The sequence below is a fragment of the Streptosporangium sp. G11 genome (assembly GCF_051192615.1).
In the GTDB taxonomy this organism is placed as follows: Bacteria; Actinomycetota; Actinomycetes; order Streptosporangiales; family Streptosporangiaceae; genus Streptosporangium.
Genome location: NZ_JBPJUQ010000037.1, coordinates 43,124 through 68,361, shown reverse-complemented (window position 1 = coordinate 68,361; position 25,238 = coordinate 43,124). Strand labels below are relative to the sequence as shown.

23 protein-coding genes are annotated in these 25,238 nt (G+C 70.3%); 10 read left to right on the top strand and 13 right to left on the bottom strand.

Features of this window, described 5'->3' with window-relative positions; translation table 11 throughout:
* Window positions 1-17 precede the first annotated feature (17 nt).
* The 4 genes from ACSDR0_RS29165 to ACSDR0_RS29150 form a co-directional block, all read right to left on the bottom strand.
* Window positions 18-1,061 carry a FecCD family ABC transporter permease gene (locus ACSDR0_RS29165; protein ID WP_435292100.1) on the bottom strand — a complete coding sequence of 348 codons (1,044 nt, stop codon included), beginning with the start codon at window positions 1,059-1,061 and terminating at the stop codon, window positions 18-20.
* The gene (locus ACSDR0_RS29160; protein ID WP_435292099.1) at window positions 1,058-2,116 is read right to left on the bottom strand and encodes an iron-siderophore ABC transporter substrate-binding protein; all 1,059 of its coding nucleotides are present in this window, start codon (window positions 2,114-2,116) and stop codon (window positions 1,058-1,060) included. The genes ACSDR0_RS29165 and ACSDR0_RS29160 overlap by 4 nt, the downstream gene beginning before the upstream one ends.
* A 302-nt stretch (window positions 2,117-2,418) precedes the next feature.
* Window positions 2,419-3,192: an AraC family transcriptional regulator gene (locus ACSDR0_RS29155; RefSeq protein ID WP_435292098.1), complete on the bottom strand. Its 774-nt coding sequence runs from the start codon at window positions 3,190-3,192 to the stop codon at window positions 2,419-2,421.
* Between the two features lie 91 nt (window positions 3,193-3,283).
* Window positions 3,284-4,660: an MFS transporter gene (locus ACSDR0_RS29150; RefSeq protein ID WP_435292097.1), complete on the bottom strand. Its 1,377-nt coding sequence runs from the start codon at window positions 4,658-4,660 to the stop codon at window positions 3,284-3,286.
* A 275-nt stretch (window positions 4,661-4,935) separates the two neighbouring features.
* On the opposite strand from ACSDR0_RS29150, the gene ACSDR0_RS29145 reads away from it, so the two are divergent.
* From ACSDR0_RS29145 to ACSDR0_RS29135, 3 genes are all read left to right on the top strand, one after another.
* Window positions 4,936-6,366 carry an aldehyde dehydrogenase family protein gene (locus ACSDR0_RS29145; protein ID WP_435292096.1) on the top strand — a complete coding sequence of 477 codons (1,431 nt, stop codon included), beginning with the start codon at window positions 4,936-4,938 and terminating at the stop codon, window positions 6,364-6,366.
* 257 nt (window positions 6,367-6,623) lie between these two features.
* On the top strand, window positions 6,624-7,226 hold the full coding sequence (locus ACSDR0_RS29140) for a PadR family transcriptional regulator (RefSeq protein WP_435292095.1): 603 nt from the start codon (window positions 6,624-6,626) through the stop codon (window positions 7,224-7,226).
* Between the two features lie 172 nt (window positions 7,227-7,398).
* A complete protein-coding gene (locus ACSDR0_RS29135; protein ID WP_435292094.1) occupies window positions 7,399-7,797 on the top strand; it encodes a hypothetical protein in 399 nt (132 codons plus the stop codon).
* Window positions 7,798-7,969: 172 nt separating this feature from the next.
* On the opposite strand, the gene ACSDR0_RS29130 is transcribed toward ACSDR0_RS29135, so the two are convergent.
* From ACSDR0_RS29130 to ACSDR0_RS29110, 5 genes are all read right to left on the bottom strand, one after another.
* Complete coding sequence (locus ACSDR0_RS29130; RefSeq protein WP_435292093.1) at window positions 7,970-9,484, bottom strand: aldehyde dehydrogenase (NADP(+)); 1,515 nt, start codon at window positions 9,482-9,484, stop codon at window positions 7,970-7,972.
* Window positions 9,481-10,623, bottom strand: coding sequence for an L-talarate/galactarate dehydratase (locus ACSDR0_RS29125; RefSeq protein WP_435292092.1), 1,143 nt, complete (start codon window positions 10,621-10,623; stop codon window positions 9,481-9,483). Before ACSDR0_RS29125 ends, ACSDR0_RS29130 begins: the two co-directional genes overlap by 4 nt.
* Window positions 10,624-10,642: 19 nt before the next feature.
* Window positions 10,643-11,974: an enolase C-terminal domain-like protein gene (locus ACSDR0_RS29120; protein WP_435292091.1), complete on the bottom strand. Its 1,332-nt coding sequence runs from the start codon at window positions 11,972-11,974 to the stop codon at window positions 10,643-10,645.
* Window positions 11,975-11,980: 6 nt separating this feature from the next.
* Window positions 11,981-12,895 carry a 5-dehydro-4-deoxyglucarate dehydratase gene (gene kdgD / locus ACSDR0_RS29115; RefSeq protein WP_435292090.1) on the bottom strand — a complete coding sequence of 305 codons (915 nt, stop codon included), beginning with the start codon at window positions 12,893-12,895 and terminating at the stop codon, window positions 11,981-11,983.
* 86 nt (window positions 12,896-12,981) lie between these two features.
* The gene (locus ACSDR0_RS29110) at window positions 12,982-13,881 is read right to left on the bottom strand and encodes a LysR family transcriptional regulator (RefSeq protein WP_435292089.1); all 900 of its coding nucleotides are present in this window, start codon (window positions 13,879-13,881) and stop codon (window positions 12,982-12,984) included.
* Window positions 13,882-14,006: 125 nt separating this feature from the next.
* Between ACSDR0_RS29110 and ACSDR0_RS29105 the strand changes: the two genes are divergently transcribed.
* From ACSDR0_RS29105 to ACSDR0_RS29095, 3 genes are read left to right on the top strand one after another with little or no spacing between them, the layout of a single operon-like run.
* Complete coding sequence (locus ACSDR0_RS29105; RefSeq protein ID WP_435292088.1) at window positions 14,007-15,017, top strand: tripartite tricarboxylate transporter substrate binding protein; 1,011 nt, start codon at window positions 14,007-14,009, stop codon at window positions 15,015-15,017.
* Between the two features lie 2 nt (window positions 15,018-15,019).
* Window positions 15,020-15,514: a tripartite tricarboxylate transporter TctB family protein gene (locus tag ACSDR0_RS29100; RefSeq protein WP_435292087.1), complete on the top strand. Its 495-nt coding sequence runs from the start codon at window positions 15,020-15,022 to the stop codon at window positions 15,512-15,514.
* A 15-nt stretch (window positions 15,515-15,529) separates the two neighbouring features.
* Complete coding sequence (locus tag ACSDR0_RS29095; protein ID WP_435292086.1) at window positions 15,530-17,038, top strand: tripartite tricarboxylate transporter permease; 1,509 nt, start codon at window positions 15,530-15,532, stop codon at window positions 17,036-17,038.
* 265 nt (window positions 17,039-17,303) lie between these two features.
* On the opposite strand, the gene ACSDR0_RS29090 is transcribed toward ACSDR0_RS29095, so the two are convergent.
* On the bottom strand, window positions 17,304-17,573 hold the full coding sequence (locus tag ACSDR0_RS29090) for a hypothetical protein (RefSeq protein WP_435292085.1): 270 nt from the start codon (window positions 17,571-17,573) through the stop codon (window positions 17,304-17,306).
* A gap of 10 nt (window positions 17,574-17,583) precedes the next feature.
* Between ACSDR0_RS29090 and ACSDR0_RS29085 the strand changes: the two genes are divergently transcribed.
* From ACSDR0_RS29085 to trpS, 3 genes are all read left to right on the top strand, one after another.
* Window positions 17,584-18,057 (top strand): carboxymuconolactone decarboxylase family protein, encoded by a 474-nt coding sequence (locus tag ACSDR0_RS29085; protein WP_435292084.1) that lies wholly within the window; start codon window positions 17,584-17,586, stop codon window positions 18,055-18,057.
* Between the two features lie 149 nt (window positions 18,058-18,206).
* The gene (locus ACSDR0_RS29080) at window positions 18,207-19,130 is read left to right on the top strand and encodes an RNA polymerase sigma-70 factor (RefSeq protein WP_435292083.1); all 924 of its coding nucleotides are present in this window, start codon (window positions 18,207-18,209) and stop codon (window positions 19,128-19,130) included.
* Between the two features lie 277 nt (window positions 19,131-19,407).
* Complete coding sequence (gene trpS, locus ACSDR0_RS29075) at window positions 19,408-20,388, top strand: tryptophan--tRNA ligase (protein ID WP_435292082.1); 981 nt, start codon at window positions 19,408-19,410, stop codon at window positions 20,386-20,388.
* Window positions 20,389-20,474: 86 nt separating this feature from the next.
* Here the strand turns inward: trpS and ACSDR0_RS29070 are convergent, their stop codons facing one another.
* From ACSDR0_RS29070 to ACSDR0_RS29060, 3 genes are all read right to left on the bottom strand, one after another.
* Entirely contained in the window at window positions 20,475-21,614 is a 1,140-nt protein-coding gene (locus ACSDR0_RS29070; protein ID WP_435292081.1) for an NAD(P)/FAD-dependent oxidoreductase, read from the bottom strand.
* Window positions 21,615-21,662: 48 nt separating this feature from the next.
* Window positions 21,663-23,213 (bottom strand): condensation domain-containing protein, encoded by a 1,551-nt coding sequence (locus ACSDR0_RS29065; protein ID WP_435292080.1) that lies wholly within the window; start codon window positions 23,211-23,213, stop codon window positions 21,663-21,665.
* 603 nt (window positions 23,214-23,816) lie between these two features.
* Window positions 23,817-24,620 (bottom strand): aminotransferase class IV family protein, encoded by an 804-nt coding sequence (locus ACSDR0_RS29060; protein ID WP_435292079.1) that lies wholly within the window; start codon window positions 24,618-24,620, stop codon window positions 23,817-23,819.
* A 135-nt stretch (window positions 24,621-24,755) separates the two neighbouring features.
* Between ACSDR0_RS29060 and ACSDR0_RS29055 the strand changes: the two genes are divergently transcribed.
* Window positions 24,756-25,112, top strand: coding sequence for a MerR family transcriptional regulator (locus ACSDR0_RS29055; protein WP_435292078.1), 357 nt, complete (start codon window positions 24,756-24,758; stop codon window positions 25,110-25,112).
* The last annotated feature ends 126 nt before the right edge of the window (window positions 25,113-25,238 follow it).

The following is a 25,238-nucleotide window of genomic DNA, read 5'->3' as shown; positions in this document are numbered from 1 at the left end:
CTTGCTGGTTCGCTCGCTCACAGGTCACGTACCTTCTGACTGCGGACGATGTGGATGAAGAACGGGGCGCCGATCAGCGCCGTCACGATGCCCACCTCGACGTCCTCGGGGCGCGCCACCACGCGGCCGACGACGTCGGCCGCGGTGAGCAGCGACGCGCCGACCAGGGTGGAGAACGGCAGCAGCCAGCGGTGGTCCACGCCGACGAGCAGGCGGCACGCGTGCGGGACGACGAGTCCGACGAAGCCGATCGGCCCGGCGACGGCCGTCGACGCGCCGCACAGCACGACGACGCCGAGGGCGGCCGTGGCCCGGATGACGGCGACGCGCTCACCGAGCCCGGCCGCGAGTTCGTCGCCCAGGGCGAGCGAGTTCAGCGCCCGCGCGGACAGCAGGCACAGGGCGAAGCCGACGGCGAGGAACGGCAGGATCTGCCCGATGCGCTCGTACGACGCGCCGCCCACCCCGCCGATCTGCCAGAGCCGGAAGCTCCCGGCGATGTCGTTGCGGGGCAGGACGACGGCGCTGACCAGGGACGCGAAGGCCGCCGACGTGGCGACGCCGGCGAGCGCGAGTTTGAGGGGCGTGGCCCCGCTGCGCCCGAGGGACCCGACGGTGTACACGAACCCTGCCGAGACGGCGGCCCCCGCCATCGCGACCCAGATGTACCCGGTCGGCGACGTGAGCCCGAAGAACGCGACGGCGGTGACGACGGAGAGCGACGCGCCCATGTTGACGCCCAGGATTCCCGGGTCGGCCAGCGGGTTGCGGGTCACGCCCTGCATGACGCCACCGGCGAGACCGAGTGCGGCGCCGATGACCATCGCGAGCAGGGTGCGCGGTATCCGCTTGGCGACCGCCGCCTGTTCGAGGGAGTCGTCCGCGCCACCGAGGGCGGCCCAGACGTCGGCCCAGTCGACGTCGCGCGAGCCGAGGGCGACGGAGACCACCGTGAGCGCGGCCAGCACCAGGACCGCGACGAGCAGCCACAGGACCCGGACGCGCGCCGGACGCCGTACGAGGACGGCGTCCGGCGCGCGGTCGGTGTCGACCGATGTCACTTGACCTTGTCCGCGGCCTCGGCGAGCGCCTTGACGTAGTCCTCCAGCACCCATGAGATCGACAGGGGGGTCGGGTTCGCGGCGGTGCCCAGGGGCGTGCTGCCGGGCAGGAGATACACCGAGCCGCGCTTGACGGCGGGGATCTTCGACAGCAGCGGGTCCTTGCGGAGCTTTTCGAGCAGCTCGCCCTTCTCGTCACCGTATCCGGTGATGATGTCGACGTCGTTGAACAGGTCGACCTGTTCCGCGCTCCGCGTCAGGGCGAACTTGTCCGTGCCCTCGGACGCCTTGGCGATGCTGCCCGGGATCGTCAGCCCGAGGTCCTCGAAGAACAGCGTGCGGGTGTCGTGCGTCGTGTAGAAGCCGATCTCGCTCACGTCGCTGGGGTCGACGTGCGTCATGAACATCGTCGACTTGCCCTTGAGCTGCGGGTACTTCGCGACGACCTCGCTGATGTCGCCCTCGATGCCGGTGATGAGCTTCTCGCCCTCGCCGGCGAGCCCGATGGCCTTGCTGTTCATCTTGATGATCTCGCGCCACGGGGTCGCCCACGCGGCGTCCGGGTAGGCCACCACGGGAGCGATGTCGCTCAGGGTCTCGTAGTCCTGCTTGGTCAGGCCCGAGTAGGCGGCCAGGATCACGTCCGGCTTCGTGTCGGCGACGGCCTCGAAGTCGATGCCGTCGGTCTCGTCGAACAGAACGGGCGTCTTGGCCTGGAGCTCCTCCAGACGCTTCTTCACCCAGGGCAGGAGCTCGTCGCCGTCGTCGTCGCCGAAGTTCGCGGCGGCCATGCCGACCGGGACGACGCCGAGGGCCAGCGGCGCTTCGTGGTTGGCCCAGTTGACCGTGGCCACCCGCTCCGGCTTCGCCTGGATGGTGGTCGTGCCCAGCGCGTGCTCGATCGTCATGGGGAAGGCGCCGGCGCTGCTGCTCGCGCTCGGGTCGCCGGTCGCGCTCGCGCTCTCGGTCTTGGTCTCCGATTGGCCACCGCAGCCCGCGATGCCCAGCAGGACAGCCGTCACGGCGAGGATGCAAAGGCTACGTGGACGCTTCATCCGTACTCCACTTTCGAGAATTTCGCTGGTGCCGGCCCTCGCACGCCTGGATCGCGGTACGCGTCCGTGGAGGCGGCGCACCGTGACCGCCGCAAACTTTGATCTAGTTAGGTAAGGCTTGCCTTCGCTTGCACCTTAGGAGAAATGACCGAGTTGTCGCAATCAAGCTTTTGAGACACCCGTTGTCGAGATCAGGACACACAGGCCGAGGGAGGACCTTCCTGCGGCGCGTGTACGGACGCGGCGACACGTCCGCGAGACCCGCCCCGCGCGGGAAAAGTGGCCTCCGGCGTCCCGGAGCCTCAACGCGCCCGGAACGCTCCCGGGGTCAGCCCGGTCGTCCGCCGGAAGGCCGCGCCGAACGCGCTCGCCGAGCGGTAGCCGACCTCCTCGGCCACGACGTCGACCTCCCAGCCCCGGGTGAGCAGCGCGACCGCGTGCTGGGCGCGCACCGCCGCGACCCAGCGCGCGAAGCTGGTTCCCGTCTCCGCGTTGAAGGCACGGGTGATCGTGCGGGCGCTCACGCCGAGGTGGGACGCCCACCCCTCCAGCGTCCGCGAACTGCCCGGGTTGTCGCGGACCGCGTCAACGATCGGGCGCAGCAGGTCGGAGGTGGGCACCTGCAGGAGCAACTCGCGCGAGGAGGGGGTGAGGACGTCGAGCACCATCGCCTCGGTCACCGCCCGCGAGCCGGAGGACAGCTCCGTGTCGGCGAGCCGCTCCAGCAGCAGCCGGAGCAGCGGGGTGATCTCGACGCCGACGGGCGTGGGGGAGATCGAGGTCATGGTGCCGAAGCCGAAGAAGTTGGCGCGGCACCAGGTGCCGACGGTCGCCGAGCCGGAGTGCAGCGTCCCGGCGGGCATCCACAGGCCCAGGGCGGGGGTGACCGTCCAGACCCGCGCCCCCACCACGGCCGTGGACGCGCCCCGCTCGTTCCAGAGCAGCTCGTGGAAGGGGTGGGAGTGCTCGTTCCAGGTGGTGTCGCGGGCGATGGTCTCGCTCCAGCCCAGGATCACGAACGGCATCTCGACCGATCCCGCCGCGAGGGCCGGCAGCGTGCGGGTCTCCCTGGTCATGGCATGACGCGGTCGGCGCGAGGGGACGCGAGGAGCATTTCCCCACCTTAGTATCGCGATGACAGGACGGCGCCTTGAGAGGAACCGCCGGTCACAGCGCCGGCCCCGCGCGTCCGCCTGCCGGGAGCAGCGCGACAACGACGAATGCGATGATCGTCGCACCGGCGCCAAGGGCGAAGAAGGCCGTGAATCCGCTCGCGGCCGGGGTGCCGGTCGAGGAGATCGCGCCGAAGACCGCGCTGGCGAGAGCGGTGCCGAGGCCTCGTGCCAGCGCGTTGAGCCCGTTGGCGGCACCCGCCTGGTGGTGGGGGGTGGCGTGAAGGATGAGGGAGGGCATGGCGGCGTAGGCGATGGCGGCACCACCGAAGATGACGGTCGTCGCGGACACCAGCTGCCACAGTCGCTCGTCGAACACGAACCGGAAGCCGAAGCCCGCGAGGATGACGACGGTCGCGATCAGGAGCGCCGCGCGTCCCCCGATCCGCCCGATCAGGCGGGCCGCGAAAGGGGAGAGCATCCCCATGAGAACGCCTCCGGGAAGCATGCACAGCCCGGCGGCCGTGACGGTGAGCCCGAAGCCGACCCCCGGCGGGAGCTGCGCGATCGTGATGGGGCCGAGCATTCCGGTGAACAACGCGAACCCGATGAGGACGCCGGCGACATTGGTCAGCAGGATCGGGCGCGACGCCGCCAGGCGTAGGTCGACGACGGGATGCCGTCTCCCGAGCTCGACCACCCCGAAGGCGACCAGCATCACCGTGGACGAGCCCAGCGTGCCCAGGGTGAGCGCGGATCCCCAGCCCCAGCCCTGTCCCTGACCGATCGCCAGGAGAAGGGCCGAGAGTCCTGCGACCAGCAGCGTCGTACCGAGATAGTCGATGCCGCCTCGTTCGCGCGAGGGGGCGACCTCCGGGACGACGCTCCACGCGGCGGCGAGGACGACGAGCCCGGTGACGGCGGCGAACCGGAACAGGCCGTGAAAGCCCCAGGCGTCGGAGATGACCCCGGCCAGGGGAAGGCCGACCGCCCCTCCGATGCCGAGCATGGCGCTGACCATCGCCACGCCGTGCGCTCGTCGCCGGTACGGGACGGCCGAGGCGATGACGCTGATGCCGAGTGGAATCGCGGCGGTGGAGATCCCCTGTACGCCCCGGCCGAGGATGAGGACGACGATGTCGCCGCTCAGCGCGACGACGAGCGAGCCGGCGACGAAGGCGGCGATGGCGGCGAGCAGGATCCGCCGACGGCCGAACTGATCTCCCAGCCGTCCCAGGAGCGGGTTCGCGACGGCTCCGACGATCACGGTGACCGTGACGAGCCAGCTGGCCTGCGTTCCGGTGATTCCCAGCCCGGCGGGAAGCGTGGGAAGAACCGGCACGACAAGTGTCTGGGTGAGCGACGCGACGAAGGCCGCACCGGCGAGAACGGCGACGAGCGGTGTCGAGCGCCCGGAGGATGTTGCGGACATGGGACGACTCCAGGGATGCGCTCGCGAGGCGACGCATGATCGGCTGTCAGAAGAGGCTTCCCGGCGAATCCGGCGGGGTCGCGCCTTTTCCGGTCTTCACGGCACCCCCGGGTCGGATTTCCGAATCACCCGGCAAGCCTCACGCCTCCGCACGACGGCATCCATGCCACGTGTGTCCACGGACGACGTGTCCCCGTCCTGACCAGCCTCTCCCCCGTTATCCGCGGATCCTCTCGACCTGGATGTCGTCCTTCAGGCGGTGAATCGTTGAGGCCATGACACATACACATGAGCACCTGAGTGCGACCGGTCACTGGATCGACGGCGCGATCGCCGACGCGACCGGCGACAGGATCGATGTCGTCAATCCCGCCACCGGCGACGTCGTCGCGACGATTCCGGCCGGCACCGCGGCCGACGTCGACCGCGCCGTCGCGGCCGCACGGGCCGCTCTCCCCGGATGGGCGGCGACCGAACCGGCACGACGAGCGTCGATCATCCAGCGGCTGGCCGACGAACTGGCCACGCGCAACGAGGAGATCGCGCAGGCCGTGACCGCCGAGATGGGCGCCCCGATCGCCCTGTCCCGCTTCGGACACGCGGGCCTCCCCGTCGCGGTCGCGTCCGCGACAGCCGGCCTCGCGGCCGACTTCCCCTGGACCGAGGAGGTCGGCAACTCCCTCGTCATACGCGAACCCATCGGTGTCGTCGGCGCGATCACCCCGTGGAACTTCCCGCTCCAGCAGATCATGACGAAGATCGCGCCCGCGCTGCTGGCCGGGAACACCATCGTGCTCAAGCCCGCCGAACTCGCCCCCCTGACGGCGCGACCGCTCGCCGAGGCCGCGGGCGCCGCGGGAATGCCGGCGGGCGTGTTCAACGTGGTCTACGGATCCGGGTCCGTCGTCGGCGAGGCGATCGCGTCCCACCCCGACGTGGACATGATCTCGTTCACCGGCTCCACGGAGGTGGGCAAACGCGTCTCGGTCATCGCGTCGGCCACGGTCAAGCGGGTCGGACTCGAACTGGGCGGCAAATCCGCCAACCTCGTGCTCGACGACGCCGATCTGGACCACGCGGTCAACGAGACGCTCGTCAACGCCTGGACCAACGGCGGCCAGGCCTGCGGAGCGTGGGCCCGCATGCTCGTCCCCGCGTCCAAACATGACGAGATCGTGCGGATGCTCGTCACGGCGGCGAAGGCCTACACCGTCGGGGACCCCACCGACGAGGCCACCCGGCTCGGCCCCCTGGCGTCGGAGCGGCAGTGGGACCGTGTCAACGGCTACATCGAACGCGGCATCGCGGACGGGGCGACCCTCGTCGCCGGCGGGCCAGGCCGGATCCCCGGCCTGGAGCACGGCGCGTACATCCGGCCGACCATCTTCGCGAACGTCGACCCGGACTCCGTGATCGCGCAGGAGGAGATCTTCGGGCCGGTACTGTCCGTCATCCCCTATGACGACGAGGACCACGCGGTCGACATCGCCAACAGCACGATCTACGGCCTCACCGGTGCCGTATTCGGCGAGAACGAGCACGCCCTGCGGATCGCCAAGCGGCTGCGGGTCGGACAGGTGTACATCAACGGCGCGCAGTTCAACGCGATCGCCCCGTTCGGCGGATACCGGCAGTCCGGCAACGGACGCGAGATGGGCCGCGCGGGGGTGGAGGAGTTCACCGAGCTCAAGGCCATTCAGCGCTAGCCGGCGCGTCCATGAGGGGTGGGTGCCGGAGATGCACGACACCCACCCTCGGTGACCGGGTGCCCCGGCCGTGAGGAGGGCATCGGCCGGCGGCCGAGGTGGTGGCGGATCTGGCACGGCGGCGGCAAGGGCCCCGGTAGAGAGTCGGCTCGCCGGTAGCGGAGTCGCACCGCCGGTCGCTCCTTGCGGATTCGGACCCGGCAGGCCTTCTTAAGCTTTGCTATAGTGCGTAAAGCAATATAGGGAAAGGCATCATCATGGCGCGACGCCCCGATCTGGTCGGCTTGACCGTGCTGGCCATGCTCTCGGTGCGCGCCGGCCATCCCTACGAGCTTCACCGCTTCATCGTCGACACGCACAAGGACTACGTGACAGGGCTTCCCAGGAGCCTCTACCACGCGGTCGAAAGACTCGCGGGAGAGGACCTGATCGTCCCGGTCGAGACCAGCAGGGACGGTCGCCGACCGGAGCGTACGGTCTACGAGATCACCGACGAGGGCCGCGAGGAGCTGTCGACCAGGCTCCGCGCGCTCCTTGGGAGCCCCAACCCAGACCGCCGTACGTTCACCGCGGCCGTCTCCCTCATGGGCACCCTGCCGGTGCCCGACGCGCTGCGCGCCCTGCGCACCAGGGCCGCGGCGATCGAAGGACTGCTGGCCGGGACGAACGCTCACCTACGCGTCATGAAGGACGGCGGCCTGCCCGACATCCTGATGATCGAGGTCGACTACGAACGCACGCTGAACGAGGCCGAGCTGGCCTGGGTGCGGCGCGTCGTCGCCCGTCTGGAGTCGGGGGAGCTCGCCTGGTCGGGCACCGTCCGGCAGGACCTGCTGTCGCAGGTGCTCGACGAACCATGAGAAAGCGGCTGCCGGGGTGCGCCAACACCCCGGCAGCCGGACATCCGAACAAGGCGCCTGCCCTGTCTGGACTCCCGACCTCCAGGATAGGCGCCGTGACCATGAGGAATCGCGCCATGTCCGCGAACACGGAGATCACCGGCCCGCTCATCCGCCTCGCCAGGGTGGCCCGGTGAAAGAGAGAAAACTCATCACCGAGGTCGCCGGAATCGTCGAGGCACCGGTCGCCGTGGTCTTCGACGACCTGGCCGGCGCGCTGCTGCCCGACGGCAGGCGCACCGGCCGCTTCACCGTCGAGGATCTGCCCGGTCACAGCTCCACCGTGGAGGTCACCGGCCACACCATCTCCTTTCAGGGCGGCTGGTGGTATCGAGGCGAGTGGAGCGTCGAACCGCACCCCCGGGGCGCGCTGCTCGTGCACCGGGTCTTCAACGTCGCGCAGTGGATGCGGTGGGGCGTACCGCCGGCCAACCGCTTCTTCATCGGCTTCGCCGACAGTACGCGGCGGGGTTTCACCGAGAATCTCGTCCAGATGGGACATCGCCTGGGCTGTCCGACCCGCCTGGTCTAGGACCCGTCTGGTCCAGGGCCCCTCTGGTCCGGGGCCGTCCGCGGATCTTTTCGGAGGGGTGGCCCTTGTCGCCCGGCAGGCGATCCGGCAGGCGATCCGGCAGGCGGCCTGGGCTGCGGCGAAAAAGCCGCGCCGCCCAGGCCGCCGGGAACGAGACCGGGCTCCAGCGTGGTCAGCCGGCCGGGCGCAGGGCACCGTCCACGCGCCGGGGAACGGCGGTGAAGCCGTCGCGCAGCTCGTCGGGCAGGATCTCCTCCGGCGCGTTCTGCCACGTGACGGGCCGCAGGAAGCGGCGTATCGCGCTGGTGCCGACAGAGGTGTGCTGGGTGTTGGTGGCCGGCCACGGGCCGCCGTGGTGCTGGGCCCAGGACACGGCGACCCCGGTCGGATAGCCGTCGTAGATCAGGCGACCGGCACGGGGACGCAACCGGCGGCTCAGCTCCGCGGGCAGCTCGGTCTCCCCGGGACCGCGCTGCACGGTGGCCGTGAGGGAGGCGGGCAGCCCCTCCAGCGCGGCGACCAGTTCGGCGTCGTCGCGGTAGCGGGCGACGACGGCGACCGGCCCGAAGCACTCGTCGGTGGCCTCGGGCGGCAGGTCCGCGGCGTCGGCCGACAGCAGGAGCGGTGTGCCGCGGAATCCCGCGTCGTCACCGGCCGCGCCCCGGGCCTCGGGGGTCAGTCCGCCGACCGCGCCGAGGCGGGCCGTCCCCCGCTCGTAGGCGGCGGCGATTCCCTCGTTCAGCATGACCATCGGCGTTGTGGCGGCGACGGCGGCGTGCATCGCGGCCATCACCTCGTCGCCGTCAGGCCCCGCAGGGACGAACGCGAGTCCGGGCTTGGTGCAGAACTGCCCGGCTCCGAGAGTGAACGCGGCGACGAGTTCCGCCCCGATGCGGGATCCACGGTCGGCGCAGGCGGCGCGGGTGACGATGACCGGGTTCAGGCTGCTCAGTTCCCCGTAGAACGGGATGGGGTCGGATCGCTGTTCGATGACGGCGAGGAGCGCGCGGGCGCCGGGCGTGGATCCGGTGAAGCCGACCGCGCGGATCGCCGGGTGCGCGACCAGGTCGGCGCCCGCCCGCAGGCCGTGCACCATGGCGAGAGTGCCGTCGGGGGCTCCGGCCTTGCCGGCGGCGGCGGAGAGTACGTCGAAGCACAGCTGTGAGGTCGCCGGGTGCGAGCCGTGGGCCTTGATGACGACGGGACAGCCGGCGGCGAGGGCGGAGGCGGTGTCGCCGCCGGGAACGGAGAAGGCGAGCGGGAAGTTGCTCGCGCCGAAAACGGCGACCGGCCCGATCGGGACGAGCATGCGGCGCAGGTCGGGCCGAGCCCCCATGGGCGTGTCACCGGCGTGGTCGACGGTGGCCTCAAGGTATCCGCCGTCCCGCAGGACGTCGGCGAACAGCCGCAGCTGGTAGCCGGTGCGCGTCAGTTCGCCGGCGAGGCGGGTGGTGCCGAGGCCGGTCTCGCGGTCGGCGACGGCGACGATGTCGTCGCGCGCGGCTTCGAGGGCGTCGGCGAGAGCGCCGAGGAGCGTGGCCCGCCCGGTTCGGCCCATGGCCTCAAGGGCTTCGGCGGCCCGGGCGGCCGCGCGGCACCGCTCGTCGACCTCGGCCGTGGTGGTCTCCGCGGCGACGACCTCGACGGTCGCGCCGGTGCGGGGGTCGATGCTGGGGACGGGGGTCATCTGGGTGCTCCCTGGATCACGGTCCGGTCGACGGTCCAGGCGCGGGCCTGGTCGCTGATGGTCACGCCGAGGCCTGGCCGTCCGGACAGGTGGATGCGGCCGTCTCTGATCTCCAGCCGCTCGTCGAACAGCGGATGCAGCCAGTCGAAGTGCTCCACCCAGGGTTCGTGCGGGTAGGCGGCGGCCAGGTGGACGTGGATCTCCATGGCGAAGTGCGGGGCGAGCGTCAGGTTGCGATGCTCGGCGAGGGTCGCCAGGCGGAGGAACTGCGTGATGCCCCCGATGCGCGGGGCGTCCGGCTGCAGGATGTCGACAGCGCCATGGCGGATCAGCTCGTAGTGCTCGGCGACGCTGGTGAGCATCTCGCCGGACGCGATCGCGGTGTCCAGCGAGCGGGCCAGCGCGGCGTGGCCTTCGGCGTCGTAGGCGTCGAGGGGCTCCTCGATCCAGGTGAGGCCGAACTCCTCAAGTGCCCGGCCGACCCGCTGGGCGGTGGGACGGTCCCATTGCTGGTTGGCGTCGACCATGAGCGGGACGTCGTCGCCGAGGTGTTCGCGGACGGCGCGGACCCGGCTGAGATCCACCGAAGAGGACGGGTGGCCGACCTTTATCTTGATGCCGCCGATCCCGGCCGCGCGCGAGGCGGTGGCGTTCTCCAGCACTCGCTCGATCGGTTCGTGCAGGAATCCGCCCGAGGTGTCGTAGCAGCGGACGGCGTCGCGGTGAGCGCCGAGCAACTTCGCCAGGGGCAGGCCCGCGCGCCTGGCCTTGAGGTCCCAGAGCGCGACGTCAAGGGCGGCGATGGCCTGTGTGGAGGCGCCGCTGCGGCCCACCGACGCGCCGGCCCACACGAGCTTGGTCCACAGCCGGCCGATGTCGCTGGGGTCCTCGCCGATGAGGTCGGGGGCGACCTGGCGGGCGTGCGCGAACTGGGCCGGGCCACCCGCCCTTTTGCTGTAGCTGAATCCGAGACCGTCGACGCCGCTCTCAGTGCGGATCTCCGCGAACAGGAACGCCACCTCGGTCATGGGGCGCTGCCGTCCGGTGAGGACCTTGGCGTCGCTGATCGCGGCTTTGAGCGGCAGCGTCACAGAGGAGAGGGCGATCTCGACGATCCGGTCGCCCTGGGCTTCGGTCATGTTCGATCCTTCGCTTCGGTCAGCGCACCAGGCAGGGGCGTTTGGGGTCGAACCGCCATCCGGGGAGCAGGTATTGCATGGCCGCGCTGTCGTCGCGGGCGCCGAGGCCGTGCTCAAGGTAGAGCTCGTGGGCGGCCGCCACCGCGTCCCGGTCGAGGTCGACGCCGAGGCCCGGAGCGGTCGGCACGGCGATGTGGCCGTCGTGGATGCGAAGCGGATTACGGGTGAGGTGCTGCCCGTCCTGCCAGATCCAGTGGGTGTCGAGGGCGGTGATCCGCCCGGGCGCCGCGGCGCCGACATGGGTGAACATCGCCAGCGAGATGTCGAAGTGGTTGTTGGAGTGCGAACCCCAGGTGAGCCCGAAGTCGTGGCAGATCTGCGCGACGCGGACCGAGCCGCGCATGGTCCAGAAGTGCGGGTCGGCGAGGGGGATGTCGACGGCGTCGGCGCGCACCGCGTGAGCCAGTTGCCGCCAGTCGGTGGCGATCATGTTGGTGGCGGTGCGCAGGCCGGTCGCGCGCCTGAACTCGGCCATCGTCTCGCGCCCGGACATGTCGCCTTCCGCGCCGACGGGATCCTCGACGTAGGCGAGCACGTGGCCGAGGTCGCGGCACAGCGCGACGGCGTCGGCGAGGAGCCAGCCCCCGTTGGGGTCGATGGTGATCCGCGCGTCCGGGAATCTCGCCGCGAGCGCCCGAACGGCGTCGATCTCCTGCTCCGCGGCGAGGACCCCGCCCTTGAGCTTGAAGTCCGTGAAGCCGTATCGCGCCTGTGCCGCCTCGGCGAGCCCGACGATCGCGTCCGGGGTGAGCGCCACGTCGCGGCGCACGCGCTGCCAGTCGTCGGCCGGATGCGGCTCGGCGAGATACGGCAGATCCGTCTGGGTTCGGTCGCCGACGTAGAACAGGTACCCGAGCACGGGCACGGTGTCACGCCGGCGGCCCTCGCCCAGGAGTTCCGCGACGGGTACGCCGAGGTGCTGTCCGAGCAGGTCCAGCAGCGCGCATTCGAGCGCGGTGACGGCGTGGACGGTGGTGCGCAGGTCGAAGGTCTGCCGGCCCCGCCCCCGCACGTCGAGTTCGGCGTACCTGGCTCCGACGTCGCGCAACAGGCTTCCGTACTCGGCGATCGGCCGGCCGACGAGCATCTCCCCGGCGGCCTCGATGGTACGGCGGATCGCCTCGCCCCCCGGGACCTCGCCGACGCCGACGTTGCCGGCGCTGTCGGTGATGATCGTGATCGTGCGGGTGAAGAACGGGCCGTGGGCGCCGCTGAGATTGAGCAACATGCTGTCGTGCCCGGCGACGGAGATCGCCTCGACCAGGGCGATGGTGAGGGTTCGCGTGCTCATGATGGCCTATTTAATCTTTTCAACCAGGGCGGCGAGGTCGGCCCGTTCGTCGGCCGCCAGGTCGGTCAGCGGGGGCCGCACCCGTCCGCCGTCGCGTCCCACGGCGGTGAGACCGGCCTTGACGATGGAGACCGCGTAGCCGCGGGCGCGGTCGCGGATGTCGAGGTACGGGATGATGAAGTCATTGATCATCCCGTAGACGACGGTCCGGTCCTGGGCGCGGACCGCCTCGAAGAATCGCAGCGCGAACTCGGGGACGAAGTTGTACAGGGCCGAGGAGTAGGTGTTGACCCCGAGCTGGAGCAGTGGCAGCGCGAAGGTCTCGGCGGTCGGCAGGCCACCGATGTAGATGAGCCGGTCGCCGACCTTGGCGTAGGTGCGCGTCATCCGCTCGATGTCGCCGACACCGTCCTTCAGCCCGATGAGGTTGGGGTTGCGGTCGGCGAGTTCGGCGACGGTGACGTCCTCCAGCACGGCGTTGGCCCGGCTGTACACGATGACGCCGAGGTCGGTCGCCTGGCAGACGGCGCTGATGTGAGCGATCAGCCCGGCCTGGCCGGCCTCGGTGAGGTACGGGGGCATGAGGAGCAGGCCGGCGGCTCCGGCTCGCTGCGCGGCGGCGGCATGGGCGATCGCCTGGGACGTGCCTCCGGTGGCGGGGGCGACGACCGGCACCAGGGCGCCGACCTCGCCGACCGCGGCACGGACCACGGCGTCGATCTCCGCCGAGGTGAGGGAGAAGCCCTCGCCGGTGCCTCCACCGGCGAACAGTCCGGCGACACCGAAACCGGCCTGCCACGCGAGGTGGTCACGGTACCTGGTCTCGTCGAAGGCGAGCCGGTCGTCGAAGTGCGTGACCGGAAACGAGAGCAGCCCGGTGGTCAACCGGCCGGCGAGTTCAGCAGGGGGAGTCAGCGTCACGTGGCCAAGGTAGGAAGCAATAACGATGCTTGTCCAAGAGTGTTTCCGTATCGCGCGATACCTCAAGAGCATCGACGGCGAAAAGCTCAGGGAGTTTCCTCGGGCGCCTCGGCGTCCAGGACGGCCAGCACCCGGCTGAGCGCCGGATTGTGCGAGTGCCGCGACCACAGCAGATGGAGCTCCACGGGTTCGGGGACATGCGTGGCGAGTGGCACGTACGCCACGTTCGGGATGTGCAGCAGGGCGGTGGAGGCGGGGACGAAGGCGACGCCACGGCCGGCGGACACCAGCCAGAGCATGGTGAGCACCTGGCTCACACTGTGGATCACCCGCTCCTGCGTCAGCGGCACCATGCTGACGACCAGGTCGTAGAAGTATCGAGCCCTCTGCTGCGAGTGGAAGATCAACGACTCGGTGGCGAGGTCGCTGGCCACCACGGGCCGGTCGAGTCCGGTCAGCGCGTGTCCCGCGGGAACCGCCAGCAACAGCGCCTCCCGGTGCAGCAACCGGGAATCGAACAGCTCGGGGTCGAACGGCGGGCGAGCGAGACCCAGATCGAGATCTCCGCCGGCGAGGGCCGCGACCTGTTCGCGGGTCACCATCTCCGAGAGTTCGATACGGACTTCCGGAAGCTCGCGTTCCAACCGATTGAGCAGACCGCCGAGCATCCCGAAGGTGGACGCGGAGGTGAATCCGAGGCGGATCAGCCCGCGGGAGCCCGACTGGACCCGTTGCGCCAGGTCGGGCGCCGCCTCGGCGATCGCCAGAATGCGCCGCGCCTCACCGAGGAAGGCCTCACCCGCCGGGGTGAGCGCCACCCGCCGATTGTCCCGTTCGAGCAGTTGCACGCCGACGGACGCCTCGAGCTTCTGGATCTGCCGGCTCAAGGGCGGCTGGGTCATCCGAAGTCGCATGGCCGCCCGGCCGAAGTGCAACTCCTCGGCGACCGCGACCAGACCGCGGAGCTGCTCCAAAGTGTACGCCATGCACAAAAGGTATCACTCCATGCACTAAGAGAGTTGGACAGGCATGAAAGGCGGTCATATGCTGCGCGAAATCGCGGACTGTGACCCGTCTCACATACACCCCCCCCGCGTTTGAGGAGACTCTCATGCAAAGCAGGCTTCGGGTGCCGCGCCGCGTGGCGACGGCCGCCACGTTCGCCGCCGTCATCTTGCTGGCCGGCTGCGGCGGCAACCTTGGGGATCAGGGATCCGAGGCCGCTGCCTCCTATCCGCAGCGAGCGATCAGCCTGCTCGTCGGACAGGACGCCGGCGGTAGCACCGACCTCATCGCCCGCGCGGCCGCCGACCCGGCGGGTGCCGACCTCAAGCAGCCGATCACCGTGCTGAACAAGCCCGGCGCCAACGGTGCCGTCGCCGCCAAGGAGCTGGCCGGCGCGAAACCGGACGGCTACACGATCATGCTTTTCGTGGGCTCCCTGGCCTACATCACCCCGCTGGCCGTCGCGTCCGGCGAGGTCGTCGACATCAAGAACTACGAGGTCGTCACCGGCCTGTCCCAGGACGACTACGTCCTCGTCGCCAGCCCCAAAACGGGATTCAAGACGGTCAAGGACATCGTCGACGCCAAGCGGGAGATCAAGTACGCCACGACCGGCGTCGGCACGGGCAGTCAGCTCAGTCAGGCGCTGCTGTTCTCCCAGACCGAGGTCAGCGCCACCGCGGTGCCCTTCAACGGTGGCGCGCCCGCGCTGACCGCCGTCATGGGCGGCCAGGTCGACGTCGCCTCGGTGCAGCTCGGTGAGGCCCAGCCGCAGATCAAGGCCGGCAAGGTCGTCCCTCTCGTCACCTTCGCGGAGAAGCGACCCTCGTACATGCCGGACACCCCGACGGCGGTCGAGGCCGGCTACAACGTTCCGGTGCAGCAGTCGCGCGCCGTCGTGGCCCCCAAGGGCACGCCCAAGGACGTCGTCGACCGTCTTCGGGCGGCGTTCCAGAAGGCCTTCGCGGCGCAGGCGTACAAGGACTTCAACGCCCAGCGGCTGCTCACCCCGAACGAGGTCGACGGGGCCACCCTGCTGCGGCAGTGGACCGGGTCCCTGCAGACGTATCGCGGGCTCGTCGAACAGTACAAGATCGATCTGAGCGGTAAGTCATGAGCATGCCCACCGAGGACCGGACGGCCACCGGCGAATCGCCCGACGAGATGAGGCCACCGGCGGCCGGCCCGCTGACCAACCTCGTCACGGCCGTCGTCGTCATGTGCCTCGGTGGTGCGGCGCTCGCGGGCTCGCTGAGCCTGGGGGTGGGGAGTCCCTCCAGCCCCGGGCCCGGCACCTGGCCCGCCATCGTGAGCGCGACGCTTGTCGTTCTCGGCGTCGTCCTGGCCGTCCGCGGCCGGCGAACCACCGACGCGGAACGGTTCACCCGCACCGCGCTCCTCGTTCTCGCGGCCGTCGGCAGCATGGTCCTCTTCGTCGCGGTCATCGGCGTCATCGGCTTCGAGATCCCGACGGCGCTGCTGGCCTTCTTCTGGCTGCGCTTCCTCGGACGGGAAGGCTGGCGGACCTCCATCGTCATGAGCCTCGCCATCACGATCGTGTTCTATCTGCTGTTCGTCGGCGCGCTCCAGGTCACCATCCCCCATCTGTTCTGATCGCAGGAGAACCCGTTGGACGTGTCCCCGGTGCTCGACGGCTTCGCCGTCGTCCTCGAACCGGCGAACCTGCTGTACTGCCTCGTCGGCGTGGTCATCGGCATGCTGATCGGTGTCCTGCCCGGCCTGGGACCGGCCGCGACCATCGCCATCCTGCTCCCGATCACCCTGGGCCTGGAGCCCGTCACCGCGATCATCATGCTGGCCGGCATCTTCTACGGCGCGCAGTACGGCGGCACCATCACCTCCGTGTTGCTTCGCCTGCCCGGCGAGGCGTCCTCGGTCGTCACCGTCTTCGACGGCCACGCGCTCGCCCGCCAGGGCAGGGCGGGCACGGCGCTGGGAATCGCCGCGATCGGCTCGTTCGTCGGGGGAACGGTCTCCGTCGTCGCGCTGAGCCTGGTCGCGCCGGTCGTCGCCGGGTTCGCGCTGGACTTCGGCCCGCCGGAGTACACGGTGCTGGCCCTGCTCGGCATCCTGCTCGTGGCCACCGTCTCCAACGGCGGGATGCTCAAGGCCCTCATCGCCGCCGCCGTGGGCCTGTTGCTGGCGACCGTCGGGCGGGACGACTTCATCAGCGCCGAGCGGTTCACGTTCGACAGCCTGTCACTCGCCGACGGGCTGAACTTCGTGCCCATCGCGATGGGACTCTTCGGCCTCGGAGAGATCCTCTACAACCTCGAAGAGCGCCACCGCGCCGTCCAGGCACCGGCCACCGTCGCCAACGTGTGGCCGAACCGCGCCGACCTACGCCAGTCCGCCGGCGCGATCGGCCGAGGAGGCGTGCTCGGCTTCGTCCTCGGCATCCTGCCCGGCGGCGGGGCGGTGCTGGCCTCGCTCGCCGCCTACGCCCTGGAGAAGCGGCGTTCCCGCCACCCCGAACGCTTCGGCCGCGGCGCGGTCGAGGGCGTGGCCGCACCCGAGACCGCGAACAACGCCGCCGCCACGTCGTCGTTCATCCCACTGCTGTCTCTGGGCATCCCCGCCAACGCCACCATGGCGGTCATCTTCGGCGCCCTGCTGATCCAGGGCATCACTCCCGGGCCCCAGCTCGTCACCGAGAATCCGGAGCTGTTCTGGGGTGTCGTCAACTCGATGTACATCGGGAACGTCCTTCTGTTGATCATGAGCATTCCGCTCGTCGGACTGTTCGTGCGCATCCTGCGGGTACGCCCGGCGATCCTCGCGCCGATCACCACGCTCATCACGCTCATCGGTGCCTACACGGTGAACAACAGCGTCTTCGACATCGGCCTGGTGATCTTCTTCGGCGTCATCGGCTACCTGATGAAGAAGCTCGGCTTCGATCCCGGCCCGCTCGTGCTGGCGTTCGTGCTGGGATCGCTGCTCGAGACCTCGCTCCGCCGCTCGCTACTGCTCTTCGACGGGAATCCGGCCGGCTTCCTTTCCCGCCCGATCTCCGGCACGCTGCTCGCGCTGTTCCTCCTCGTGGCACTGCTGCCCGCGGCGCGGGCGATCCGGCGCAACCGTCAGACCGCTCACGACCACACCGGGGAACCGTGAGTGATCCGTCTCCGGCTTCCACCACAATGATCATGTGATCGACCACCACCGCAGTCTCTTCGAGCGGCATCGGTGACTGGAGCACGGACTCTCCTGGACCGTGGTACGCCCCCTCGCAGCGCGGCGTTCGCCTTCATCGAGGCGGCCACCGGCATGCGCCCGGAGAGTGAGTGGCCCGTTGTGGCCACAGCGACCCGTCCACTGAAAGAACAAGGTCTTCCGCGCTCCCCAGAGATCGCCGGGACCGGCCGCCCACCGCAGGTGATCACGATGCGGCGGCCGGGCCGGACGCGGCGAGCTCGACGCCAAGGCCGCCGCCGTCGAGGTCGGGTGGCCACCGATCGCCTCCCCAGGCCCAGCGGAGGGTGACCTGAGCTCGCGACGAGACGACGAGGCTGCGAGGCTGCGCGAGCGCGCCCAGCGGATCGACGCCGAACCGGCCGGGCTCGGCGGCCGGGAGACGCAGGTCACATTCGTCTATGTCACAGGGGGTCGGGCTACCCCGTCTCAGGGGGTAGCCATCAACGACCACCAAGGAGCACACCATGGACGCGCGACTGGACTACTTCACCAACCCGACCGCCGGCAAGATCCTCAAGCACTTCATGTCGGCGGGCAAGGCGCTCAAGGACTCGTCGCTGCCGGCCGCCACGCAGGAGCTGGTGGCGCTTCGCGTAAGTCAGATCAACGGCTGCGCCGTCTGCATCGACATGCACACCAAGGAGGCCGCCGCCGCCGGCGAGACCTCGGCGCGGCTGAACCTGGTCGCGGCGTGGCGGGAGGCCACGGTCTTCACCGAGGCCGAGCGTGCCGCGCTGAGGCTGGCGGAGGAGGGGACCCGGGTCGCGGACGCGGCCGGTGGGGTCGACGACGAGGTGTGGGCGTACGCGGCCCGGCACTACGACGAGGAGCAGCTCGCCGCCCTGGTGATCCTGGTCTCCTTCATGAACGCGGCGAACCGGCTGAACATCATCACCCGGCAGCCGGCCGGCGACTACGTGCCCGGGCAGTTCCACTGAACGGCATCGGCGACTGGCCCGGGGTCCGGCTGCGGGCCCCGGGCTCGGGGGCGTTGCCCTGGCGTGCCGGGAGCCCGGATGATCACCAGAAGATTCCCGCGCCGGCGAGTACGACCGGGTGAGAGGGATTCGAGGGGAAGGGGTTCGGCGTGAGCGAGGTCGAGGAGTTCGAGGAGCTGCGGCCGCTGCTGTTCTCGATCGCCTATCGGATTTTGGGCAGTGTGGGTGAGGCCGAGGACGCGGTGCAGGAGACATGGCTGCGCTATGACGGCTTGGCGGCCCGGCCCACGTCGGCCAAGGCTTTCTTGTCGGCCGCGGTGACGCGGATCTCGATCGATGTGCTGCGCTCCGCGCGGGTGCGGCGGGAGAAGTACGTGGGCCCGTGGTTCCCCGAGCCGCTGCTCGCCGACCCCTATGAGGATCCGGCACGGTCGGCGGAGCTGGCCGACTCGGTGTCGATGGCGGCGCTGCTGCTGCTGGAGCGGCTCAGCCCGCTAGAACGGGCTGTCTTCGTACTGCGGGGGGTGTTCGGATTCGGCTTCGACGAGGTCGCCGCGGCGGTGGGGCGGTCGGAGGCTGCGTGCCGGCAGCTGCTGGTGCGGGCGCGGCGGCACATGGAGACCGGGAGGCCGCGCTTCGAAGCGGCCCGCAAGGAGCGGGAGGAACTGGCGTCGCGGTTCTTCGACGCCCTCCGCGAAGGCGACGTCGCCGGCCTGCGGGAACTGCTCGCCGCCGACGTGTCGATGGTCGGTGACGGTGGCGGCAAGGCCCCGCAGCTGGCCAGGGCCGTCATCGGCGCCGAGAACGTCGCCCGGCTGCTTGCCGTCCTCTTCCCCCAGATGGTCCGGGTCGACGTGACGTTCGAGCCGCAGGAGGTCAACGGCCAGCCCGGCGCGATCTTCCGCGACCGGGACGGCAAGGTGCTCCACATCCTGGCGCTCGACGTGCTCGACGGGCGGATCCAGACGATCCGCTCGGTGATCAACCCCGACAAGCTCGGGCACGTGGGCCCGGTGGCGGACGCCTGGGCGATCGACCGCGAGGTGAGACAGGCACGCCGGCCCGCGAAATGACCGCGACAGCCGACCGTAACGGCGATCTCAGGACGCGACTCCCAGTGGCGGGGCCGAAGGATCACCGCCGGCTCACCTGCGGTCCTTTGCCCGTCGGATGATAGGGTCACAGTGTGCGGATGATCTTCTTGCTCCTTGGTTGGTGGCGCCCCTGACGGGCGGCACCGTTCATCCGCGTAACCGACAACGCGGCCGCCCGGTTCGGGCGGCCGTTTCGTGTGTTCGCACCTCGGTGGCCCGGCCAGGGCGGCCTCCCGATCCCGAGGGAGCCAAACCGATGCCACGACGACTCACCGGCTTCACCCCGTCCGGCGACCTGCATCTGGGCAACTACATCGGCGCGATCGCACCGATAATCGCCGAGCAGGCCACCACGGACACGGTGGTGTTCATCTCCGACCTGCACTCCCTGACCCTGGAGCATGATCCGGCCGAGGTGCGGCGGCGGACACTGGAATTCGCCACCATCCTGCTGGCGGCGGGCGCCGACCCCGACGCGTGCCTGTTCCTGGTCCAGTCGCACGTACCCGAGCACACCGAACTGCACTACCTGCTGGAGTGCACCACCGGGTACGGCGAGGCCCAGCGAATGATCCAGTTCAAGGAGAAGTCCGGCCGTCAAAACCGGGTCCGGGTATCGCTGCTGACCTACCCGATCCTGATGGCCGCCGACATCCTGCTGTACGACACCGACGAGGTACCGGTCGGCGAGGACCAGAGCCAGCACGTGGAGCTGGCCCGCGACATCGCCCAGCGGTTCAACACCCGATACAGCCCCACCTTCACCATCCCCCGGGCGGTCAACCCGCCGGTCGCCGCTCGCATCATGGACCTGGCGTCACCTGCCGACAAGATGAGCAAGTCCGCCCCCTCGACCGCGGGGGTGCTGCGACTGCTCGACGAGCCGGACGTCCTGCGGCGCAAGGTGATGCGTGCGGTCACCGACACCGACAGCGTGGTGAGCTACGATCCGGACCGCAAACCGGGGATATCGAACCTGCTCTCCATCCTGGCCGCCTGCACCGGCGACGAGCCGCAGCGGCTGGCCGGGCGGTTCGACCGGTACGGCGAACTGAAGGAAACGGTCGCCGACGCGGTGGTGGCCGCCCTCACACCCATCCGGGACCGCTACCTGCGACTGGCCGAAGACCCGCGGCACGTCCAGGCGGTTCTGCGGGCCGGCGCCGGCCGTGCCCGCGGGCTGGCCGGCGCGAAGGTGTGCCAGGCCAAGGCGGCGATCGGCCTGCTGCCCGGATGAGTCGGCGTGCACGGCGGTTCGGCCATCCGCGTGGCCGACGGCGCGCCGAGCAGGATGCCGTCGTGGTGCGCCGTCGCCGGCCGGCGTCACCGGTAAGGGTGGTCGATCCCCAGGTCCGCGAGCCGTGGGTCGACCTCGGGAAACGAGCCGTCTCCGAACAGGATCCGCGCCGCCATGGCACGACCGGCACGACCGCGCAGCACGGTCACCGCCGCCTCCGCCGCGGCGGGGGATCGGATGCCGACGAACACGCGGCGCAGCAGCAGCCGGCCTCGGAACCGGGTCCGCAACGCGTCCCCGTCGTACCGGCTCAGCATGCGCCGGTCGCCGGTACGCAGGTACCCGGCGGTGACCGCCGCGGCCAGTTCGGACATGCGCAGGCAAGGGTCGAGCCCGCCGGCCGTCAGCGGCGACACCGCGCCCGCCGCGTCTCCGACGAGCAGTCCGGCGGGGCACGCCAGCCGTCGCAGCACACCGCCGACCGGGATCGGACCACCTCGGCGCTCGACCGGCCCGGCCGGCGGTGTAACGCCGGGCGCGTCCGCGGCGAAGTCGTCCAGCAGGTGGCGGATGCCGGTGCGCATCGCGTTCGGATATCCCGCGACGCCGACGTGCGCGTGCCGGCCGTCGTCGACGACCCATCCCAGGTACCCCGGAGCGATCCGGGGGTCCAGCACGCAGTGGAACGCCGGGGTGGTCGTGCCCGACGCGATCGGGTGGACGATCTCGGCACCGACGAGGAAGCGCCGGTTGACATCGAGGCCGAGATCACGGGCCACTCGGGAGCGGGCGCCGTCCGCGCCGACGATGAACCGGGCCGTCACCGGTTCCGCACCTGCGAACCGCACAAAACCCATCGACGCGTCGACATACCGTACGCCCAGGAGGACCCGTGCCCCGGCTGATTCCGCCGCGCGGTGCGCGTGCTCGTAGACGGCCGCCATGTCGGCCACGCGGTACTCGTCCCGGTCGCTGGTGAGCCGGATGGGTGCCCGCCGCGACGGCGGGTACAGCAGCACGTCCCGGATGCCCGGCCCGAGCAGGTGCTCCGGCACGTCGAAGTCGTCGAGGGTGCGGCGCACGAAGATCCCTGTCGTGCGGATGCCCGCCGACAGCGACCTGCGACGGTCGACCACCATCACGTTCAGTTCCCGTCGCGCGAGCAGGCGGGCCGTACGCAGGCCGGCCAGGCCCGCACCCACGACCAGCACGTCCACTGTCTGCATACCTCGCGACGGTAAGGGCGATGCCTCATCCGTACGAGGGTTTGCACGCTACCTGCCGCATACCTCCACACCGTCGCCACAGTCGACGGCCCGCACGTAGTCGCCGGGGGCGACCAAGCCGTGGCGTTCTTCGCGCAGGACCGCGTCGACCACCGCCTTGGCCACCGCGGAGACGTCGGTGTCGCGCCCGACCCTGGCGATGAGCTCGTCGCCGACGACCTCGATCCGCGCGACGCCGAGGCCAAGGGCGAGGTCCGCCACGGCCTGGACGCCGGCGAGGTCGACCCAGGACGAGCGGGCACGTACCCAGCCCGGCCCTCGTTCCACCGGGGGAACGCCGAAGCCGGCCGGATCGACGTCGCCGTCAGCGGCGGCGACGATGAGCCGCTCCACTCCGCCGAGAATGCCGGCGGTCTCGTCGGCGGTGGCCAGGCGGGCATCGAGGCTGAGCCCGCAGCCGAGCTTGCCGTCCAGCCGGTAGATGTCGAACTCCGCGGGGGCGTCGAACACGCGGTCGCCCATGCCGGGTTCCACGCCGGCCTCCGGCAGGATCGCACGCGAGTGGCCGGTCGTGTTGTTGACGACCACGTCCCGGTGACAGCGCATGCCGCGGGCCCGTTCCGCTTCGCCCTGCGCCTCGGCCAGCCGAGCCGGGTCGTAGCGGCCGTACTTGTAGGCCGCCAGGGCCGCGGCGTTCGTCTGGGAGACCGACCGCAGGAACGAAGGCGACGCGGTGAACGGGATGGTCGTCTCCTGGGCCATCGTGCCGACGTAGTCGCGCAGCTCCGGGGAGAAACGGTTGTTGCACAGGCAGTTCAGCTGGCATCCCGGGGCCCCGGTCCAGTTCGTCAGGAGCGCCGCGAACGCGGCCATCACGACCGCCGACGGCCGCGCGCCCGTGTTCGCCACGACGTGGGCCACCGCCTCCGCGGCGGGCCGGGAGCCCAGCAGGACGTGATGATGGCCGCGGGCGCCGGGAAAACGGAAGGGCAGGCCGAGCGCGCACAACGGCTTTTCTGCCACCTGGCGGGCCCAGTACCTGACCGAACTCTCCAGCCTGCGCTGCCCGGCCGGGGTGAGTTCGTAGGTGGCACGATCGGCGGGATGGTACGTGGCGGGAGGAAGCGATCGGCCCGCCAGCAGGGCGGCGAGTTCGGCGCGCAGAATCGTCATCGCCAGCAGGTCCGCCGCCACGTGCGACACGTGCAGGACGACCAGGAACGGAGAACCCGACCGGGTCACCACGCTCGCCCTTATCGGAAAGTCGACGGCGGGATCGAAACCCCGGGCAGGCGGGAACCACTCCTGGTCGGTGCCCGTGGCCTCGACCACCTCGGCGACGAGCGTTCCCGACGCGTGCACGAACTGCTCACCGTCCCGCAGGAGGGTCCGCAGCGCCTCCTGGCGACCGATCAGCGCGCCCAGAGCCGCACCGACCTCGTCCATGGTGCTTCCCCGGGGCACGCGCACCATCGTCGACAGGATGTCGGACGGCCCCGGCAGGTCCGGACTGATCCACTCCAGCACATTCTTCTGACCGACCGTTATGGGCCACCGGCCCGACCGGGAACCCGAGAAGCAGACCTTCAGGTCGTTCACCTCCGGCCACCACCGGTCATCGCGGTCTGCCTCGGGCGGGGGCCGCGCAGAACCTGGCGCGCCTTCCCGGGAGTCACCGGGGTGCGGCCCGGGCGAGGGTGATGGGCCTGGCGAGTCGACCGCCGCGCCGGCAGTGCCCGCCACGGCCGAATGGCTCGTTCAAGCCCGCTCCTTCGCACCCACCGCGTTGCCGTCGTGACGCGTGCCGATATGGCACTCGACTAAACTCCCGGCTCGAGTGTCATATTGGGATTCGTCATCGATCGGCCATTTTCCGATATCGGTGGGAAAATGCTAAGGAGCGCCATTGGGGGCGTCAAGACGTTGAGTAATATTCAGCTTCTTCTCTTTTCGCCTTCGGGCCGGCACTTCCTCGGTTCAACTCCAGGGGCAGGGAAACCGGTCGGGGCGGGCATGACGACCCCGGAAATCGGCGCTCGCCGACAGCGCCCGCATCACCGGATGACCTGATTCGCCGGCGATGTCCGCCTCGACCATCTCCGAAAAGCCGCCGGTGGCGAACGAGGGCGGCGACGATGGCGGACGCTCCCGGGGGCGACCGCTCTCGCGGTGCGGTCCGTGGGCGCGGCAGGACCGGCGCGCTCACGGCGCGGTGAGCGGTTCGGCCTGATAGGCCCGGTGCAGCACCGACACGAAGGACGGCGCTTCCGGCAAGGACACGGAGCCGATTCGACGTACTGCCACACCCGGCGTCCACGAGTTCATGACCACGGCCCCGGCCAGCGCCGGCAGGTCGGCGAGCGTGACCTCCTGGACGCGCTGGGGCACACCGAGGCGATCCAGCTGACGGCGGACGACGGCCATCGTGGTGCCGCCCAGCATCTCGGCCTCGGGCCACACCACCGCGGCGCCGTCCCAGAAGGCCAGGTTCCAGATCGATCCCTCGCTGAGCCGAGCCCGGCGGTCGACGAAGGCGGCGTCATCGAAGCCCTGGCCGACGGCCTGACGGAGGAAGTACGTCTTGGCCACCTCTCCGACGTGCTTCACGGCGGGAAGGACCCGTTCGTACTCGACCACCGCCAGCGCGAGCGGTCCTTGCGGGCCGGACGCGGCCGGTCCGGTGCGTACCAGCAGCTCGGGCTCCACGTCAGGCCCTGCCACGGTGAACTCGCCCGCCGGGGAGTACACGGTGGCCGTCAGCGAGAGGTCGTCCGGCCCTGCCCGCAGTGCCGCCCGCAGACAGGCCCGGACCCGATCGTCGGGCAATGCCCGATCGAACAGCTCCATGGAGGCGGACCGCAACCGCTCCAGGTGGAGGTCGAGACCCCGTGTCCGGCCTCCGCGCACCTGCATGGCGGTGAAGTGGGCATAGCCCGAGAAGGCGAGTGGCGCCAACTCCTCGGCACTCACCGCGCGGCCGTTACGTTGAACAACAAAAGTGGACATGCGTCACTCCGGCAGGACGAAATCGAATGGAATCATCGATGACCGAGCGGACAACCTGGGGTGGAATGTCCGTTCATGAAGCGACGTTAAGGCTTCACACCAATGGAAAGGTCAACTTCAAGTGCGGGAGATCACATGCTGATCGGGGAGTTGTCCCGGCGTACCGGAGTGCCCCCGAGGTTGCTGCGCTACTACGAGGCGCAGGGGCTGCTTGACGTCGGACGCGGCCCGAACGGCTATCGCCACTACGGCGAAGACTCCGTGGTCGTCGTGCGGCAGGTGCGTGCTCTGCTGAAGGCGGGCCTGTCCACCGAGGTGATCCGTTCCGTGCTGCCGTGCGCGCGGGGCGAGCGCCCGGAATTCGACTGGTGCGCGGACCTGTGGGACATCCTGCACGGGGAACTGGCGACCATGGACGAGCGCATCGACAACCTCCAGCACAGCCGCGGCGCTCTCGCCGACTACCTGACGCGACCGGCGCAGGACCGGTGACCGCCTGATCCTGGCGGCCATGTTCGCGGCCTCCTCCGGACGCGCCCGGCGGCAGAAGCCGGCCACAGCGCGGGGCCATGCGCACCACGTCTTCGCGATGGCCTCATCGGACACCCGTCACCACCC

Bases quoted from the DNA above. Each gene is read 5' to 3' on its own strand.
- ACSDR0_RS29160 (WP_435292099.1), bottom strand. From the start codon at position 2,116: ATGAAGCGTCCACGTAGCCTTTGCATCCTCGCCGTGACGGCTGTCCTG.
- ACSDR0_RS29155 (WP_435292098.1), bottom strand. From the start codon at position 3,192: ATGACCAGGGAGACCCGCACGCTGCCGGCCCTCGCGGCGGGATCGGTC.
- ACSDR0_RS29150 (WP_435292097.1), bottom strand. From the start codon at position 4,660: ATGTCCGCAACATCCTCCGGGCGCTCGACACCGCTCGTCGCCGTTCTC.
- ACSDR0_RS29145 (WP_435292096.1), top strand. From the start codon at position 4,936: ATGACACATACACATGAGCACCTGAGTGCGACCGGTCACTGGATCGAC.
- ACSDR0_RS29140 (WP_435292095.1), top strand. From the start codon at position 6,624: ATGGCGCGACGCCCCGATCTGGTCGGCTTGACCGTGCTGGCCATGCTC.
- ACSDR0_RS29130 (WP_435292093.1), bottom strand. From the start codon at position 9,484: ATGACCCCCGTCCCCAGCATCGACCCCCGCACCGGCGCGACCGTCGAG.
- ACSDR0_RS29125 (WP_435292092.1), bottom strand. From the start codon at position 10,623: ATGACCGAAGCCCAGGGCGACCGGATCGTCGAGATCGCCCTCTCCTCT.
- ACSDR0_RS29120 (WP_435292091.1), bottom strand. From the start codon at position 11,974: ATGAGCACGCGAACCCTCACCATCGCCCTGGTCGAGGCGATCTCCGTC.
- ACSDR0_RS29110 (WP_435292089.1), bottom strand. From the start codon at position 13,881: ATGGCGTACACTTTGGAGCAGCTCCGCGGTCTGGTCGCGGTCGCCGAG.
- ACSDR0_RS29105 (WP_435292088.1), top strand. From the start codon at position 14,007: ATGCAAAGCAGGCTTCGGGTGCCGCGCCGCGTGGCGACGGCCGCCACG.
- ACSDR0_RS29100 (WP_435292087.1), top strand. From the start codon at position 15,020: ATGCCCACCGAGGACCGGACGGCCACCGGCGAATCGCCCGACGAGATG.
- ACSDR0_RS29085 (WP_435292084.1), top strand. From the start codon at position 17,584: ATGGACGCGCGACTGGACTACTTCACCAACCCGACCGCCGGCAAGATC.
- trpS (WP_435292082.1), top strand. From the start codon at position 19,408: ATGCCACGACGACTCACCGGCTTCACCCCGTCCGGCGACCTGCATCTG.
- ACSDR0_RS29070 (WP_435292081.1), bottom strand. From the start codon at position 21,614: ATGCAGACAGTGGACGTGCTGGTCGTGGGTGCGGGCCTGGCCGGCCTG.
- ACSDR0_RS29060 (WP_435292079.1), bottom strand. From the start codon at position 24,620: ATGTCCACTTTTGTTGTTCAACGTAACGGCCGCGCGGTGAGTGCCGAG.
- ACSDR0_RS29055 (WP_435292078.1), top strand. From the start codon at position 24,756: ATGCTGATCGGGGAGTTGTCCCGGCGTACCGGAGTGCCCCCGAGGTTG.